This is a genomic window from Bartonella sp. AP280QHHD (assembly GCF_042196125.1).
Taxonomy (GTDB): domain Bacteria; phylum Pseudomonadota; class Alphaproteobacteria; order Rhizobiales; family Rhizobiaceae; genus Bartonella.
In genome coordinates, this window is sequence record NZ_JBHIPQ010000025.1 from 1 (window position 1) to 16,039 (window position 16,039).

Sequence of the window (16,039 nt, forward strand, 5' to 3'; positions counted from 1 at the left end):
CCAGAAAGCCTTTCCAAAGTTGAAAGAGCCGCACGTTTTTTGTTTCTCCAACGTTGTGTGATGTATGGGAAAAAAGATTATGTCTCTTTTAGTTTTGGAAGGAAAAAGCCTATAGCATTTAATCCCGAAAAGCTGTTATCAAGGATGAGACGTGTTAGACAGAAGCTTCTTGATACGACGATCTTAAATTTGTCGTGGGAACGGGTTATCGAGCTATTTGATGCACCCGACAGTTTATTTTACCTAGACCCGCCTTATCTTGTGAAGAAGAAGTGTTACAGCTCTGGGAATTTTGTTGAAGATGATTTTGTGAGTATGGCAAAAGTTCTCAAAAGCATACAAGGCAAATTTGTCTTGAGTCTGAATGATTGTGATGCGGTTCGAGAGATTTTTAAGGATTTTGACTTTTTAGAATTAGAGACCCTTTGGACCTCTGGTTTTGCTAAAAAACCACCCCGAAAAGAACTCTTGATTCGCAATAATTGAAGAAAATCATAAAAAGATTTGTTAGAATCAGAAGAAAATATTTCTTCTCTAATAGGACTTTTTATATGGTTACATCTTTTGGTAAAATTTTACGGAAACTTCGCATTGATCACTCCGAACGCCTTTTAGATATGGCTAAGAAATTAGACATATCTGTATCATTTTTATCTTCTGTCGAGATTGGCAAAAAATCTGTTCCTGTAGGACTGGAGGAAAAGATCATAGAGCTTTATGGTTTAGATAAAGCTATGGCTTCTCTCTTAAAAAAAGAAGCCTATTCTTATCGAAAAAGTTTTACAATCAAGACTTCTGATCCGTTGAGGCATGAAGCTGTTGGTGAGTTTGTTAGAAATTTAGAGAATTTTTCACAACAAAACTTAGCAGAATTAAAAGACGTTCTTGAGAAAGTTTGCAAAAAAAGAGGCGTCCTATAGAGATAGGTTGAAAAATCCTATTCCCTAACTTTTATTTACGCGTCCCTCACTGTAAAAAATATATGGAAAATCAATAAATTATTTTGGATAAAAAAGAACATGGTGCCCAAAAGAGGACTCGAACCCCCACGCCTTACGGCACAGGTACCTGAAACCTGCGCGTCTACCAATTCCGCCATCTGGGCTTATAAAATTCATCTAAGCGCATGAAGCAACTCTGTCAATAAAATTATAGAATTTATTTTTTCAGCTTAAAACGATAGCATTGAACTTTTGAGGGAGATCATGATTTTAGAAGTTTAAGGTGTGAGGACTGTCTTTGATAAAATTGTTGAATCCGGATTAAATGTGTAAATAATAGGAATGCCGGTCGCTAATTCTTGAGATATAATTTCCTCACCGGAGAGACCTTCAAGCACCATAATAAGAGCACGAAGAGAATTTCCATGTGCTGCGATCAAAACAGTTTGGGAGCGCAAAATATAAGGCTGGATATGGTAAAGATAATAAGGCCAGATGCGTGCACCGGTATCGCGTAGGCTTTCTCCATTCGGCGGCGCAATCGTATAGGAGCGGCGCCACATTTGCACTTTCTCCTGCCCCCATTGTTGGCGTACTTCATCTTTATTTAAACCAGAAAGATCACCATAATTACGTTCATTTAATGCGGGATTTTTTATCACTTCTAAATCTGATTGTCCCATTTGCTCTAAAATGTGCTGAGCGGTTTTTTGAGCTCGCTGTAAGGCAGATGTATAAGCGATATCAAACCTCAAACCATATTCTTTCAGTTTTTTTCCTGCTGCTATCGCTTCTGCATGACCTTTTTCTGTTAAATCGGGATCTTTCCAACCGGTAAAAAGGTTTTTGAGATTCCATTCACTTTGTCCATGACGAATTAGTGTAAGTATGCGTCCCATTATAAATTGCCTCTATTCTATTGATTACTTAAAATTCATCGTTCAATCCCAAAACATCGAACATTGAATAAAGACCGCTTTCATGATTTTGTGCCCATAAAGCTGCTTTTAATGCGCCATTGGCAAAGATAGAGCGTTCTTGCGCTGTATGTGAAAGAACAATGCGCTCATTGGAACCAGCAAAAATGACACTGTGTTCTCCAACAACTGTCCCACCACGTGAACAGGAAAAGCCAATGGCGCCTTTTTTGCGTTTACCTATATGACCATTGCGTTCGTTGACACACACATTTTTAAGCATAACATTGCGGCCTTCAGCTGCTGCTTGGCCAAGAAGAAGGGCTGTTCCAGAAGGAGCATCAACTTTGTTAGCGTGATGCATTTCATAAACTTCGATATCAAAATCATCGGCTTCTAATGCTTTAGCGGCTTTCTTTACAAGGTTGGCTAAAAGATTTATTCCAAGGCTCATATTTCCGGATTTGACAATTGTTGTATATTTCGCAAAATCTGCAATTTTTTCTTCTTCTGTTTTGCTAAATCCTGTGGTGCCAATAATATGGACAAGGCTTTTTTGAGCAGCGTAGTTAGCATAAAGAATACTGGCTTCTGGTTGTGAAAAATCTAAAATACCTTCTGTATTAGAAAAGGCATTTTCGGGATTGTCAGTGATACTAATCCCAAGAGAATCTGAACCAATTAATGCACTGGCATCTTTTCCTACAAACGGTGAGCCTTTACGTACAAGAACAGCACAAAGTTCTACATCTCTCCTCTGCTGGATTGCTGTAATGAGTTCACGTCCCATTCTTCCATTTGCACCAACAACTGTAAGGCGCATTTTTATCTCCTTATAATACTTTACTGTGCAGTATAGGCAAATTCTTGCCTTCTTTCCAATGGTTCTTTTTCTTTATAGAAAAATTTTTTTCCTGCTTTAATTTATCTTGTTGTGCTGTAAAATACTGTTGTTTAGAGCAAGTGATATAAGATCTACAAATTTAAATAGAGATGTTTTTCGTTGAGTGTGTGATGAATATTCCTAAGTAAGGTTTGCTTATGACACCTAAAGGAGATTGTGTATTACTTTACGCTTTTGTTTCTTTCGTTCTTTAAGGGGGGAGCGTTCTTCATGCAAAACAAGATCTCCCAAACAAAATACACCTATGTTGTCAATTCATGCGCTTTTCTTAAAGAAATATTTATCAATTCTTCTAAACTTATTTTATGATAGTGCTCGTGAGTGGTATCACGAGAGAGTATCCATGAATAATATAACATCTATTCTGCACCACTATCTTTATGCTTCATAAATAGAGAAAATTAGCATTATCACGTTTTGTTAGCCTTTAATGTTTTAATAATTCTTGGCACTTAGGCATTTTCATTCTTTTCTTTAATATTCTTTCATTTACCAATTCTATTTGTGACGCATAAGAAAGCGATTTTGATTGTTTTAAATGTGATGAAGGTAATGAGAAAAAGGTATTTGGAATTGATGATTAAAGTAAAAAAACGATTATTTATCATTGTATATAAATATGTTATCCATAAATACAATCACGTAAAAAGAGGGTAAAACAAGGGGCTAACAAGAAGTTGGATTGTTTACACACGAGAGTTGGTCGGATTCTTCATCTTTTAGGAAAGTCAGTTAAAAAAATTGTTATGTTGTAAAAACGCATGATGAGGATTTTTTTATTATAGAGCAAATAGTATATATGTTATGCAATGCGTTTTTTCATATATTGGGGAGACTTGAGGATAACATGCGTTAAGTATTGTTATTTTATTTGCCTAGCTTCTAATGATGCTACAGCTCTTGTATTTAAAGAGAGTCGTTAAAATGCTTTCTTAAATATTTTTTATCCCTGTGCTAATCTTTTTTTGTGACACGATAAGAAAGTATTTTTTTTGATTCAATTATAATGGGTCTTATTCCCTGTTGAATACGATTTAAATCATTATATCGTTTATACGCATGCATAAAAGTTCATAAACCTATAAATATCCTTTAGATAAAATATCACTTTTATTTTTGTTTGTGAGAGAAGGCTAGAAATCAAGATCTGCATAGTGAGCACTTGCAACAATTCCGCGGACGCGATCTGTTAAAAGAGAACGAAAAGAAGGGCGTGATTTAATTCTCATATACCAGTCTTTGGCAGCAGGAGATTGTTCCCAGTCAATTTCCCCTAGAAAGTCAAGTACAGAAATAGAAGCTGCTGCTGCTAGATCTGCATAGGATAAGGCAGAACCGACTAAGCTATCGCGAGAGGCACAGAGCCAATTGAGATAGTTCATATGTGGTAAAATATTGGCACGTGCATTGCGTAAAATTTGTGAATTAGGAGCACCACCGCCGATGGCAAGTGGCATTTCACGTTTATGGATTCGTTCTCGTACGATATGGCGCGTTGCTTCATTTTCGAATTTATTTAAGAACCAGTCATTGAGACGGCGTACTTCCGCACGATCTAAAGGATTTTCTGGAAAGAGCTTATTTTCTTGTCGTAAACTTCCATGTGTTTCGTCTAAATATTCGCAGATAACAAGAGGACCTGATAATGGAACCTCGTGTTCATCGAGAAAAACAGGAACATGACCAGCGGGATTGAGGGCTAGAAATTCGTGTCTTCTTGCCCATTCATATTCTTCAATCAGTTGAGTGGTTACACCATATTCCCCAAGAATGAGGCGTATGAAGCGCGAGGCAGAGGATAGGGGAGAGTGAAAAAGTGTCAGCATAATTTACACTATCAAATAGAGTTGAAGAGAATTCTTTCAAGTAATCATTTTTATAAAGATGCTTGACTAGAAGTACAAGATCATTAGTAGCTGCTAGTAATTATAATTAATAAATTGTTAATGACTAGGAATTGTTCTCTTATGCGATGGTTTGCAAAATGGCAGCACGTAATTCTTCTAAACCGATAGCTTTTTCTGAAGAGGTTACAAGAAGCTCAGGATAAGCTGCTGGGCGTTTAAGAAGCTTTGTTTGTGTGCTCATAATTAATTTTTCCAAGGCATTTGATTTGATTTTATCGCTTTTTGTCAAAACAATGTGATAAGAAACAGCTGCTTTATCAAGGAGAGCAAGAACATCTTCATCATTATTTTTGATTCCGTGCCGTGAATCAATTAAGATATATACACGTTTTAACGTTGTGCGCCCCCGTAAATAGCTAAAAATCAAATTTGTCCACGCATCAACAAGATTTTTAGGAGCAGCAGCAAAACCATAACCAGGCATATCTACTAATGCTAGAGGGGGAAGGTCTCCTAGTTGCCCACTGAATCCATCGGGGATAAAATAATTAAGCTCTTGAGTCCGTCCTGGTGTATTTGAGGTACGTGCTAAGCTTTTTTTTTGGACGAGTGCGTTGATTAAAGATGATTTTCCAACATTGGAACGTCCTGCAAATGCAATTTCTGGTGGTCCTTCGGGGGGGAGAAAGCGTATTGCTGGTACACCACGAATAAAAATCCAATTGCGAGAAAAAATTCCAGAAAGGGAAGAATCTCTTGTCATTCATGCACTTCTTTTTTGGGTGATCTTCTCCAGATGGCTTTCAGATTATCAAAAAGCTCAATTTTAACTCCTTGGCGCTTCATCATGATACCTTGCTGAATGATTGATAATATATTGTTCCATGCCCAATAGATGACGAGACCAACAGGGAAAGAGGCGAGCATAAAAGTAAAGACAACAGGCATCCATGTGAATATCATCGCTTGGGTTTGGTCTTGAGGAGCGGGATTCATACGCATTTGTAAAAACATCGTTATTCCCATAATCAAAGGCCATGCACCAATCATAAGAAATGTTGGCGTTGTATATGGCAAGAGACCAAACAAGTTAAAAAGAGAAGTTGGATCGGGTGCCGCTAAATCTTTAATCCAGCCAAAGAAAGGGGCATGGCGCATTTCAATGGTGATATAGAGAACTTTATAAAGAGCAAAGAATATTGGGAATTGAACCAACATCGGCCAACAGCCTGCAAGGGGATTTATTTTTTCGGTTTTATATAGTTCTATTATTGCCTTTTGTTGTTTGGTTTGGTCATCGGGATACTTTTCTTTTATTTCTAGCAACCGCGGTTGTAAAAGCTTCATGCGTGCCATAGATTTATAAGATTTATTGGCTAGAGGGAAAAGAAGAGTTTTTAAGAGCACTGTGACAAGAAGGATGGCGATACCAAAATTCCCTGTTTGTTTATAAAGAATATCAATGAGGGAAAACATTGGTTTGGTGATGAAATCAAACCAGCCCCAATCAATTAAAAGAGCAAACTTTTTGATTTTTAGGTCATTTTGATAACTATTAATAATTTCAACTTGTTTTGCACCAGCAAAAAGACGATTTGTAACAGTTTTTGTTTCATTTGGGGCAATCGTTAAAAGCGACCCTAGCAAGTCAGACTGATAATGTGTTTGCAAACGATCAAAATAAATAAAACGGCTTGTATATTCTTTATTTTGCGGGGGAATAACTGCTACAGCCCAATATTTATCGGTAATACCAATCCAACCTCCTGTTACTTTGGAAAAAGTCACGCTCTTTTGCCCATTATCAGGATTTGGGTCAAGCTCTGCTAAGGTTTTATATTTTTCAGTTTTGAGCGAATCTCCAGCAATACCTATCATACCTTCATGAAGTAAATAGGTTGCATTTGTATGTTCTGGTGGTGCAGCACGTGCAACGCGGGCATAGGACGAGAGATGTATTGGTTGATCACTTTCATTGCTGATAGAATCCTCAATGGTAAACATGAAATGATCATCAACAGAAAGGGTCCGTCGGAAGATTTGTCCCTGTCCATTATTATAAATTAAAGTGATAGGTGTTGAAGGAGTCAGGATTGTATTGTTTCCCTCTACTTGCCATTTTGTATCCGATTGTGGCAAGGCTTTTGCTGGCAAAGACGCACTTGCAAAACCAAATTCAGCAAGGTAGGTCGTTTTGAAACCTTTAGGGTTTAGCAAATCGATTTCCGGTGATTTTTTATCGACTGTTAAACGATATTTTTTGAGGTGAAGATCATCAAATTGTGCACCAACAAGATTAATAGAGCCTTCCAGTTCATTGGTTTGGATCGCAATACGCTCTGTTTTGGCCAATACAGCTTTCCGGATTTCAGGTGTCATGGGCTGTTCGATGATAGATGTAGCTTGATACGTTGAGGTATCGTCAGAAAAATCTGTCGTGGTAGTAGAAAGGGCTGATTGTTGTTTTGACAATTGCTGTGCGATGACTTGTTGTTTTTGTAACTTTGCTTGTTTGGGAGCAACATGAAGAAATTGCCATGCGATGAGCACCACGAAAGATAAGCCAATAGCGATAAAGAAATTGCGATTATATTCCATCCGTACACCCTTGTTGTTGTTGCTGATGTTTTATTTTTGGTTTTATTCGCCGATTTAATTCACTAATCAAGGATGTAAAAGGTGCATGTAACACATCACGGTACGCTACAATGACATAGTCTGTTCCTGCTTCCATGTGGTTTGTTACACCAACTCTCACGGCCTCACGCAAGCGCCTTTTAATACGATTACGTTTCACAGCATTACCGTTTTTACGGGTAACAGTGAAGCCTACACGTGCAAAAAGAGAATCTTTTCTTTCTGTTGTTTGTTCACGAGATTTAACTTCGAGCAAAAATAAAGGACCACGTCGTTTTTCTCCTGTACGGACAGCCAAAAAGTCTGCTCTTTTGCGAATACGGCAGGGATGTTTTTTCTTCATAAAAGAATATTTCGCAATTTCATTAAATGCCTGCAAGCAGACATTGTAGGTTCATAATAAAAGTTTCACAACGAAGAAACGATGAGCAATCCTCAACGGTTGTGAAAATTTAAATGGTTAAGCAGAAAGCCGCTTACGTCCACGAGCACGTCTTGCAGCAATAATTTTACGTCCTCCAGCTGTGGCCATGCGTGCACGAAACCCATGGCGGCGTTTACGGACAAGTTTAGAGGGTTGGTAAGTACGTTTCATTTATTTAAATACCGCGGAGTGCGGCCCTTCTTAATCTTCGTTTTATGAGTAGTTATGCGCGAGATAAACAATTTTATCCTATCATACGGCTGTTAACCCATAAGGAAAAATATAAAAAAAGTCAATCTTAGATTGTTTTTCTCTCTCTTGAAAGAATACAAAACACCTTATAACTATCTGTAACGCTTTTTTACAATACTGTAGGAGTGTTAGAAAATAACGATTGAAGCTACAGAACATAAATAGCTAGGGCCTTAAAGAATTAAAGAAGGTGTGACTGATTACTGTATGCTCAATTTAAAATATCCTTTAAGATTAAGAGTTTTTTTCAGTTTTTGTTTTTACAAAATTTTTATCAGAATATTCATTAAAGTGGTTGTAGCACAAACGTGATTGATAGGATTTTATAGCAGATTTTATGTTTGAGCTTCTTTATTTTAAGGATGGTTTCATATTTTTAAAGAGATAAGAGATGTATACTTTATAATGCTGAGTAAAGTAGAAAATTATCAGGTGATGAACCTTGTAAGTATTTTTCGTTCTTATGCTTATATTTGCTGGTATTTTTATAGAGAGGAAAGAACATGAATCTTATCACAAGTGAGGCTGTCCGCAACGTATTACGTACAATCAAAGGACCAGATCTTGAAAGCGATATTGTGTCGTTGGGTCTTCTTTCAGAAATATTGATTGCTGATGGTAAGGTTTTCTTTTCCATTACAGTTCCTGATGGAGGTGTGCAAAAATGGGAATCATTGCGTCGTTCTGCTGAAAAGGTGGTATGTGCTTTGGAGGGAGTGAAATCTGCTGTTGTTACACTTACAGCAGAAAAAATAACAAAGACAGCACCTAGTCGAAGAGCAAATCTCTTACCGATCAAAATGCCCATAGAAGGTGTGCGGCATGTGATTGCTGTTGCTTCTGGAAAAGGAGGGGTCGGAAAATCTACGATGGCAATAAATATCGCCTTAGCTTTACAAGATTCTGGTTTCAAGACGGGGGTGATGGATGCTGATATTTATGGTCCTTCGTTGCCACGTTTGACAGGACTTGTTAATCAAAAACCACAGCTTATTGGAGAAAAAAAGATTCAACCTCTTGAAAAATTTGGACTTAAATTGATGTCGATGGGATTTTTGGTTGAGGAAGAAAAGCCGGTAGTATGGCGTGGTCCTATGGTTATGGCAGCTGTAACGCAATTGTTACGAGATGTTGTATGGGGGCCTCTGGACGTTTTAGTCGTTGATATGCCGCCCGGTACAGGGGATGCACAATTAACGCTTGCCCAACAGGTACAATTAACAGGTGCGTTGGTTGTCTCTACGCCCCAAGATCTTGCTTTAGTGGATGCACGTAAAGCAATAGAAATGTTCATGAAAGTTAATGTTCCTATTTTAGGACTCATTGAGAATATGAGTTATTTTATCGCTCCTGATACGGGAAAACGCTATGATATTTTTGGCTATGGTGGTGCACGGGCAGAAGCGGAACGTCGAGAAGTCCCTTTCTTAGCGGAAATACCGCTTGATGCAGCTTTACGATTTTCTTCAGATGAAGGAATCCCTATTTTTGTTGCTAAGCCTAGTGAAGAGCATGCTAAACTATATCGTAAAATTGTTGATCAAATAAAAAATCAACTCTTTTGAATGGGGGGGATGTTATAAGAGAGTTTATTAAAACACAATCATGAAAGACATAAAAATAGTCGCTTCTTTGTAAGAGGAAGTTTTAATGTGTGAATGGAGTATATAGGTTAAATAAACAAAAAATTATTCATGCGTTTGGATAACCTGAAGGGGAACAAAATTGAAGAGCTAGAGCTGTGAGGTAGAAAAAAATATTGGACTTGAGGCAAAAAGAAGAAGACCGAAAATAAAAATAATTTAGAAAAATTGTAAAAGGTTGTAAAAAATATTTTAATAATCAATTTTTTCATAAAAAAGCATTTTTTGATGTGAGTTTTCTTGATATACATCTTCAACATTTAGTTTTTTCTTATTGAGATGATAAAAATATTGGTCAAGTCTTTTTAGAAGCATTCATTTTTTGCAAAGTAGCTTCAAGAGCCATTGTTAAAGCATTCTTTCCCCCTTGTTGAGAAAAGTAATTTGACAAAAATTCATTTGTTCCACCCTTTGTTGAAAACTCTTTTTCAAGCAGTGCAAAATCGAGAGATACAGAACGATCCGTTGCTATAGTTTTACGCATTTCATCTGTAAGATTTCCAAACATCATGGTAAGGAATTCTGCTGATTGTTGTTTTTTTAACCCTTGTGTTATAAACCATTGATGGGCAGTTTTTATAAAATTAAAATATACTCCCATAAGTGAACCAGCTGTCATAAAAAGATTAAACTGCTCTTCCTTATCCAGCACCAATGTGCCCCCCAATGCATCAAATAAAGTGCGCAAAAAGGGATGATTGGGATAGATTGGTGTCAAATTTTTGCATTTTGCAACAAAAGGTAATGGAACAGCACGATAAACTTTATGATTAATCCACTCTTCTATTTCTGCTGCTTTTGCCATAGCAAGTACGGAAATAACCAGCTGTTCTGGACGAAAACAAAGAGAGCGCAAAACGTCTTCTGCAATTTGATTGGGCAAGCAAAGAAAAACACAATCACTAACATCGAGCAACGCTTGGTTATTTTCAGCAATCATAACTTTATCATAAGTGCGTGAAAGGCGCTTTGCTGTTTGTGCATTGCGAGGCGAAACAATAATGGAAGAAACATCAAAGTTGCTTGTCATTAAGCCATTCACCATTGAAGCACTGATTGTACCCGTTCCCAAAAAGCCAAGTCTCATTATCTATTTCTCAGTTTCATATTTTAAAAGGAATTTCAATCAACATCTCAGGTGTTTTAACTAACATAAACGCTAATTGAAGAAGCAACACATAACATAGCAAGAATAATCAAAACCAAATAGATTTTGGGCTTGTCAAAGAGAACGGCAAAAGCAGAAAACCAACCAACAACAGCTGCGGCTAATGCAAATAAAAAACCTGGTTTATTCATAAGCACAATATGCATTGCCATTAAACCACCAATAATTAGCGCTCCAAAAATGATGAGCAAACCTGTTGCAAACTTTTCATAATCATCCATATTTCGCTCCTTATAGCGCTCAATTATTACACACTTTTTAACGCATATGCACATAAAAACGAAATGTTTTTTATTGAATATGGTTAAAACGGGGGGTGCCGTTTATTGATCAGATGTAAAAAATGCAGGGATATGCTGTGGCCAACGCCAAGGTAAAATTGCAATTAAATCAAAGCGTACAGACAAAAGGGCATAATCTTTTTGCCGTGCGAGCCAAATATCGGCAGCTGCCTCAATTCGCTTTTCATTCATTCGGGAAACCGCTTCCATTGCTTCAGCCAACGTTGAACGTGCTTTAACTTCAACGATTAACACAAGATTTCCGCGTCGTGCAATTAAATCAATTTCTCCACATTTTGTTTTAAAACGCCTTTCGGCAATGTGAAACCCTTTGCAACGTAGCCACAAAGCTGCCAATTTTTCTGCACGAATCCCTCGATAAAAAGACTTTTGTCTGCGTTTTTTTTGTATCATTTTACGCATTTTTTAAAAAGATTAATCGCTGAAAAAGTTCCTGCTTTTTAAAACCGGTTTTTTTTGCAACAAAAGCTGCCGCTTGAGCAGCAGAATGTGTCCGTGCGCGTTCTAATAGCATTTCATCAATTTCTTGATCACTTATCACATTTAAAGAAGAAGATGATTCTCCAACAAGGACAACAATTTCCCCACGAATATGTGCTTGTTTTCTGTAATTTTCTAACAAATTTCCCAAATTGGAAACATCTACTGTTTCAAACTTTTTTGTTAATTCACGACAAATGGCAGCAGGTCGATCAGCCGAAAAAAGAGTGACCATATCCTGTAAAGTTTCAACAAGACGATGCGGTGATTCATAAAAAATCAAAGTTGCTGGAATCTCTTTTAATTGTTCCAACCGTTTTCGGCGCTGTAGCTTTCGTGCACTCAAAAAACCTGCAAAAAAAAAGCTATCAGTAGGAAGCCCTGTCGGTATAAGAGCGGCTAAAAGAGCGGATGCTCCAGGAATAGGAATAATTTTATGACCAGCTTTACGGGCCTCTTCCACCAATCGAAATCCAGGATCAGAAATAAGTGGTGTTCCGGCATCTGAAACAAGTGCTACTGTTTTGTTTTCTGCTAAAGCCGCTAAGAGCTTCGGACCCGCTTTTTGCGCATTATATTCATGATAGAGAAAAGGTTTTTTTTGAATACCGTAACGTTCCAACAAAACACGTGTTACTCGCGTATCCTCACACGCTAAAATATCAATTCCTGCAAGTACTTGCAAAGCACGAAGCGTAATATCTGCAAGATTTCCGATAGGTGTTGCCACAAGATAAAGCCCTGATTCTATAACGGGTGCAGAATAAGCATGCGCACCTATAAAATATGCTTTTTCACACATGCTCTTTTCTTTTCATTAAATTCTCCTCACCACAAGATTTTTATCCATACTCATAAGCCATTTTAGCTCATTTTTTACCAGCACATTTTTTATCATTACAAAGGCTTACCTTATTCGAATAATCGATTACACTACAATAAGATAATTTCATATTTAATATCTTAATTTAACATTATTATCTATTTTGATCCGCGTTATTTTTTCCAGTAAAACAAATTCCAAATGTAACCAATATTCTATCTACCCCATGATTTTCTATAAAGTTTTTCCTTCGAGAACCAAAAAACAATTTTACCCAATGTTATAATCTCATGCTTGTTTGTGCTCTTTTAAAAGCTAAGCTTTTTAGATTATTTCCATAACGCCGATTTTTCAAATATTCTATTGATATCCAAACTGTTTTTCTGAGCAAATGTAAACAGCCCCTTTTGAAACACATACAGTTAACTGGCAGCTGACTTGATCAAATATAAGCTCTTATCAGCAAAATACTTTATTTTTTCATATTCTCTACAGCTTTAACAGTATACAGTATAATGAGTACCTTAGAAAAGTTTAAGGCTAAATTTTATCTTAAACATTTGATTTATAATAGAAAATTTATTATTTTGCCTATTAATTAGGAGCTTTAAATATCGTAACATTATCTCAGCTCTTCTTATAGTCAATTAATCAAAATCATTTTTGTGCATCTTGAAACCTCCTTAAAACAAAGATTATCGCCTCATTGGAGATCGCAGAGAAAATAATGCTGTTAGCTTGTACTTTTTATTTCATAAATATGGAACTGTTCGTTCACAGGATTGCGTTATACCTTTTTCGGATAGTGTCGCAAAATTATTGTTTGATATGAGAGCTATCTCTTAAAAACAAGCCCATGATTGAACAACACAAGTCTGCTTTAATTTTGGATACCTTATTTTTTCTGAAGGATATGCTCCCATAAAAAACGTAAGTTATAAAAGCGGGGACAATACGTTATTTCTTCTTTTTAGAGGATATTGTGATGCTTTTGAAAGTTTAAAAACCAAATGGACAGATGATAGTAAAGAGGAAAACAGGTTTTTTCCTTTCAGGTTTCATATTCTTGCTAAATGAAACTGTATTTTCGTTTCAGAGATTACTCAAATAGAATATGCAATATTTTTGCTCTAGCTACAAAATCTGGAACGGCGTGCAGAGCTTTCATTCATCTTAATCTTTCTTTTAAATATACCACTATGTTCAATTTGGATGTTGATTTACAAGCAACAGCGAAAGCACAAGCTTTATAAACAAACAACTCTATAAAACGCGTCATAGAGTGGTTATGAAAGCTATTTTGGTTTTTATCAGATGTTTTGCTAATAGCGATAGTCTCCATGGCTTGGTATCTGCTTATTCTTACGGTATTTGTACACATTCATTGCAGTATATTGGTAAAGGGCAGTATATTGGTAAAGGTTAGATGCAAGACGATTATCTTTAATGCAAAAATAAAAGGTTAATGTAAGATTTTTTCGTGTCATTATCATTAGAAACATAAAAAGGGCTTGAGCAAGCATGCTCTTTATCTCTTTATCTCGCAATGTTTTTTCTACATTTGTTTGTGGTTTTCTTGAGTGAGCATTACTTGCCAAGTGTAGGAGAAAAAATAAACTTGAAGTGTACCTCCGTAGGTTTTGCTCTTGGCTAGTTAAAACGATTGATGTTTCTTATGAGAGGGCTAAAAGCATTTTGGATCATGTGGGAGAGGGGGTAAAGTAGAACGGGCTTATTTCCTTTCAGATTTTCGAGAACCGCGGTTTTTCCTTTATTGCAGAATTTTCAAGAATATATTCATTATTGTTTTGCCATTTAGATAAAAAAATTTTGATAAAAATATGTTATGTTTTTCTATTGAAAAAAGTCATGTGGTGAAGAGAGTATTTTATATGAGAATAGAGTTCTTTTTACATTGTGAAAGAACGTATGAAGGAAGGTGATTGATAGATTTCTGATCTGGGAAATATTTTTATTCAATGTGTTTTATATATTACAATTTTAGGAAAATGAACAATGATTATACATTGGGGAATTACATATTGGGATAGAAGGGGCCCTCATTGCCTTGCGGACAGATCCAAGTGATATTTTGGTTTGGATCTTTGATATCGCATGTTTTACAATGTATGCAATTTGAAGCGTTGATCATATAAGTCAGATGATCATTATCCTCTAGCCATTCGTAGACAGCGGCGGGACAATAGCGTGTAGAGGGTCCTCCATAGATTGCATATTCAGAGTCTTTTTGTTTTTTTAATGAGGCTATTTTTAAATGACAAGGTTGATTTTCTTCATGATGCGTATTGGAAAGGGCAACACTTGAAAGGCGATCAAAGGTTACAACGCCATCTGGTTTTGGGTAAGAAATGGGTTGAAATTTTTCTGCTGGTTCAAGGCATGCATAATCTTCCTTTCCATGGGAGAGTGTTTTAAATAAGGAAAATCCGAACAGTTGTTGCCACCACATATCAAAACCAGCAAGTTTAATTCCATATTTTGTCCCATATTTTGCCCAAAGCGGTTTGGCATTTCGCACTTTATAAAGATCTTTTCCAATGAGCCCTTTTCGCCATTGTTCTTCGATTTCTTTAACCTCATCATGGGCACGCCCTTGTGCAAGAGCGGTAGCCATTTTATCGGCAGCTAATATGCCAGATAAGATGGCATTGTGTGATCCTTTGATACGAGGAACATTGACAAATCCAGCAGAGCAGCCAATAAGCGCCCCACCAGGAAAGGTGAGTTTTGGTACAGATTGCCAACCTCCTTCGCTGATAACACGTGCACCATAGGAAAGACGTTTTGCGCCTTTAAAGATTTTATAGAGTTTTGGATGTGTTTTAAAACGTTGAAATTCTTCAAAGGGAGAAAGATAAGGATTTTTGTAATCTAAGTGCACAACAAAACCGACAGAAATGATATTGTTTTCTTGGTGATAAATAAAGCCACCGCCACCGGTATTATTGTCTAGGGGCCAACCAGTGAAATGTTGTACTAAACCGCGTTGGTGTTTGTTGGGGGCAATTTCCCAGAGCTCCTTGAGACCAAGACCAAATTTTTGTGGTTCTCGATTTTTGCTAAGATTAAAATGTTGTATCAGTTGTTTTGCAATTGAGCCGCGTGCTCCTTCCGCAATCAGAGTATATTTTGCTAATAAAGCCATCCCAGGCATATAATTTTTTCCAGGGGTTCCATCTTTGTTAAGCCCCATATCACCGGTGAGAACACCAATGATAGCTCCGTTATCTTTTTGGATGATGGGTTCTGTTGCTGCAAAACCAGGATAGATTTCAACACCCAACGCTTCAGCTTTTTTGCTTAGCCAGCGGCAGACGCTCCCAAGCGAAACGATATAACATCCGTTATTTGATAAGATTTTAGGGTGCAAAATATTGGGAAATACTGTGGACTTTTGAGGCTTTAGAAAAAAAAATTGGTCTTGTGTGACAGGGGTTGTGAAGGGATGGTCGTTATCATTTCGCCATTCTGGTAAGAGTGTGTCGATACCAATGGGGTCAACAACTGCGCCAGAGAGAATATGTGCACCAACTTCGGTTCCTTTTTCAACAATTGTGACAGAAAGCTCAGGATTAATTTGTTTAAAACGAATTGCGGCAGAAAGCCCTGCTGGTCCTGCTCCGACAATGACTATGTCAAACTCCATACTTTCACGTTGGTCATGCAGAAGTGCTTTCATG

15 protein-coding genes and 1 tRNA gene are annotated in these 16,039 nt (G+C 37.0%); 3 read left to right on the top strand and 13 right to left on the bottom strand.

Features of this window, described 5'->3' with window-relative positions:
* Window positions 1–486: DNA adenine methylase (locus ACFIMK_RS03040; protein WP_375693518.1), on the top strand; the 486-nt coding region annotated here is incomplete at its 5' end.
* Between the two features lie 65 nt (window positions 487–551).
* A complete protein-coding gene (locus ACFIMK_RS03045; RefSeq protein ID WP_375683581.1) occupies window positions 552–920 on the top strand; it encodes a helix-turn-helix domain-containing protein in 369 nt (122 codons plus the stop codon).
* A 100-nt stretch (window positions 921–1,020) separates the two neighbouring features.
* Here ACFIMK_RS03045 and ACFIMK_RS03050 read toward each other — a convergent pair.
* The 8 genes from ACFIMK_RS03050 to rpmH form a co-directional block, all read right to left on the bottom strand.
* A tRNA-Leu gene (locus tag ACFIMK_RS03050) sits at window positions 1,021–1,105 on the bottom strand.
* 114 nt (window positions 1,106–1,219) lie between these two features.
* Window positions 1,220–1,840 (bottom strand): 2,3-bisphosphoglycerate-dependent phosphoglycerate mutase, encoded by a 621-nt coding sequence (locus ACFIMK_RS03055; protein WP_375612252.1) that lies wholly within the window; start codon window positions 1,838–1,840, stop codon window positions 1,220–1,222.
* Window positions 1,841–1,868: 28 nt separating this feature from the next.
* Window positions 1,869–2,681, bottom strand: coding sequence for a 4-hydroxy-tetrahydrodipicolinate reductase (gene dapB, locus ACFIMK_RS03060; protein ID WP_375638529.1), 813 nt, complete (start codon window positions 2,679–2,681; stop codon window positions 1,869–1,871).
* A gap of 1,214 nt (window positions 2,682–3,895) precedes the next feature.
* Window positions 3,896–4,588: a glutathione S-transferase family protein gene (locus tag ACFIMK_RS03065; RefSeq protein WP_375612254.1), complete on the bottom strand. Its 693-nt coding sequence runs from the start codon at window positions 4,586–4,588 to the stop codon at window positions 3,896–3,898.
* Window positions 4,589–4,727: 139 nt separating this feature from the next.
* Complete coding sequence (gene yihA / locus ACFIMK_RS03070) at window positions 4,728–5,372, bottom strand: ribosome biogenesis GTP-binding protein YihA/YsxC (protein WP_375613494.1); 645 nt, start codon at window positions 5,370–5,372, stop codon at window positions 4,728–4,730.
* Window positions 5,369–7,207 carry a membrane protein insertase YidC gene (gene yidC / locus ACFIMK_RS03075; protein WP_375613495.1) on the bottom strand — a complete coding sequence of 613 codons (1,839 nt, stop codon included), beginning with the start codon at window positions 7,205–7,207 and terminating at the stop codon, window positions 5,369–5,371. The genes yihA and yidC overlap by 4 nt, the downstream gene beginning before the upstream one ends.
* Window positions 7,197–7,589 (bottom strand): ribonuclease P protein component, encoded by a 393-nt coding sequence (gene rnpA / locus ACFIMK_RS03080; RefSeq protein WP_375612257.1) that lies wholly within the window; start codon window positions 7,587–7,589, stop codon window positions 7,197–7,199. Before rnpA ends, yidC begins: the two co-directional genes overlap by 11 nt.
* Window positions 7,590–7,706: 117 nt before the next feature.
* On the bottom strand, window positions 7,707–7,841 hold the full coding sequence (gene rpmH, locus ACFIMK_RS03085) for a 50S ribosomal protein L34 (protein WP_375612258.1): 135 nt from the start codon (window positions 7,839–7,841) through the stop codon (window positions 7,707–7,709).
* A 584-nt stretch (window positions 7,842–8,425) separates the two neighbouring features.
* Here rpmH and ACFIMK_RS03090 point away from each other — a divergent pair.
* On the top strand, window positions 8,426–9,487 hold the full coding sequence (locus ACFIMK_RS03090; RefSeq protein ID WP_375638531.1) for an Mrp/NBP35 family ATP-binding protein: 1,062 nt from the start codon (window positions 8,426–8,428) through the stop codon (window positions 9,485–9,487).
* A 373-nt stretch (window positions 9,488–9,860) separates the two neighbouring features.
* On the opposite strand, the gene ACFIMK_RS03095 is transcribed toward ACFIMK_RS03090, so the two are convergent.
* The 5 genes from ACFIMK_RS03095 to ACFIMK_RS03115 all read right to left on the bottom strand — a co-directional run bounded on the left by ACFIMK_RS03095 (window position 9,861) and on the right by ACFIMK_RS03115 (window position 16,038).
* Window positions 9,861–10,652: a pyrroline-5-carboxylate reductase gene (locus tag ACFIMK_RS03095; RefSeq protein WP_375638533.1), complete on the bottom strand. Its 792-nt coding sequence runs from the start codon at window positions 10,650–10,652 to the stop codon at window positions 9,861–9,863.
* A gap of 56 nt (window positions 10,653–10,708) precedes the next feature.
* Window positions 10,709–10,954: a hypothetical protein gene (locus ACFIMK_RS03100; protein ID WP_375612261.1), complete on the bottom strand. Its 246-nt coding sequence runs from the start codon at window positions 10,952–10,954 to the stop codon at window positions 10,709–10,711.
* A 102-nt stretch (window positions 10,955–11,056) separates the two neighbouring features.
* Window positions 11,057–11,425: a YraN family protein gene (locus tag ACFIMK_RS03105; RefSeq protein WP_375638555.1), complete on the bottom strand. Its 369-nt coding sequence runs from the start codon at window positions 11,423–11,425 to the stop codon at window positions 11,057–11,059.
* Window positions 11,426–11,429: 4 nt separating this feature from the next.
* Window positions 11,430–12,317 (bottom strand): 16S rRNA (cytidine(1402)-2'-O)-methyltransferase, encoded by an 888-nt coding sequence (gene rsmI, locus ACFIMK_RS03110; protein ID WP_375613498.1) that lies wholly within the window; start codon window positions 12,315–12,317, stop codon window positions 11,430–11,432.
* Between the two features lie 2,056 nt (window positions 12,318–14,373).
* Entirely contained in the window at window positions 14,374–16,038 is a 1,665-nt protein-coding gene (locus tag ACFIMK_RS03115) for a 4Fe-4S dicluster domain-containing protein (RefSeq protein ID WP_375647183.1), read from the bottom strand.
* Window position 16,039 lies beyond the last annotated feature (1 nt).

Bases quoted from the DNA above. Each gene is read 5' to 3' on its own strand.
- ACFIMK_RS03045 (WP_375683581.1), top strand. From the start codon at position 552: ATGGTTACATCTTTTGGTAAAATTTTACGGAAACTTCGCATTGATCAC.
- ACFIMK_RS03055 (WP_375612252.1), bottom strand. From the start codon at position 1,840: ATGGGACGCATACTTACACTAATTCGTCATGGACAAAGTGAATGGAAT.
- dapB (WP_375638529.1), bottom strand. From the start codon at position 2,681: ATGCGCCTTACAGTTGTTGGTGCAAATGGAAGAATGGGACGTGAACTC.
- ACFIMK_RS03065 (WP_375612254.1), bottom strand. From the start codon at position 4,588: ATGCTGACACTTTTTCACTCTCCCCTATCCTCTGCCTCGCGCTTCATA.
- yihA (WP_375613494.1), bottom strand. From the start codon at position 5,372: ATGACAAGAGATTCTTCCCTTTCTGGAATTTTTTCTCGCAATTGGATT.
- yidC (WP_375613495.1), bottom strand. From the start codon at position 7,207: ATGGAATATAATCGCAATTTCTTTATCGCTATTGGCTTATCTTTCGTG.
- rnpA (WP_375612257.1), bottom strand. From the start codon at position 7,589: ATGAAGAAAAAACATCCCTGCCGTATTCGCAAAAGAGCAGACTTTTTG.
- rpmH (WP_375612258.1), bottom strand. From the start codon at position 7,841: ATGAAACGTACTTACCAACCCTCTAAACTTGTCCGTAAACGCCGCCAT.
- ACFIMK_RS03090 (WP_375638531.1), top strand. From the start codon at position 8,426: ATGAATCTTATCACAAGTGAGGCTGTCCGCAACGTATTACGTACAATC.
- ACFIMK_RS03095 (WP_375638533.1), bottom strand. From the start codon at position 10,652: ATGAGACTTGGCTTTTTGGGAACGGGTACAATCAGTGCTTCAATGGTG.
- ACFIMK_RS03100 (WP_375612261.1), bottom strand. From the start codon at position 10,954: ATGGATGATTATGAAAAGTTTGCAACAGGTTTGCTCATCATTTTTGGA.
- rsmI (WP_375613498.1), bottom strand. From the start codon at position 12,317: ATGTGTGAAAAAGCATATTTTATAGGTGCGCATGCTTATTCTGCACCC.
- ACFIMK_RS03115 (WP_375647183.1), bottom strand. From the start codon at position 16,038: ATGAAAGCACTTCTGCATGACCAACGTGAAAGTATGGAGTTTGACATA.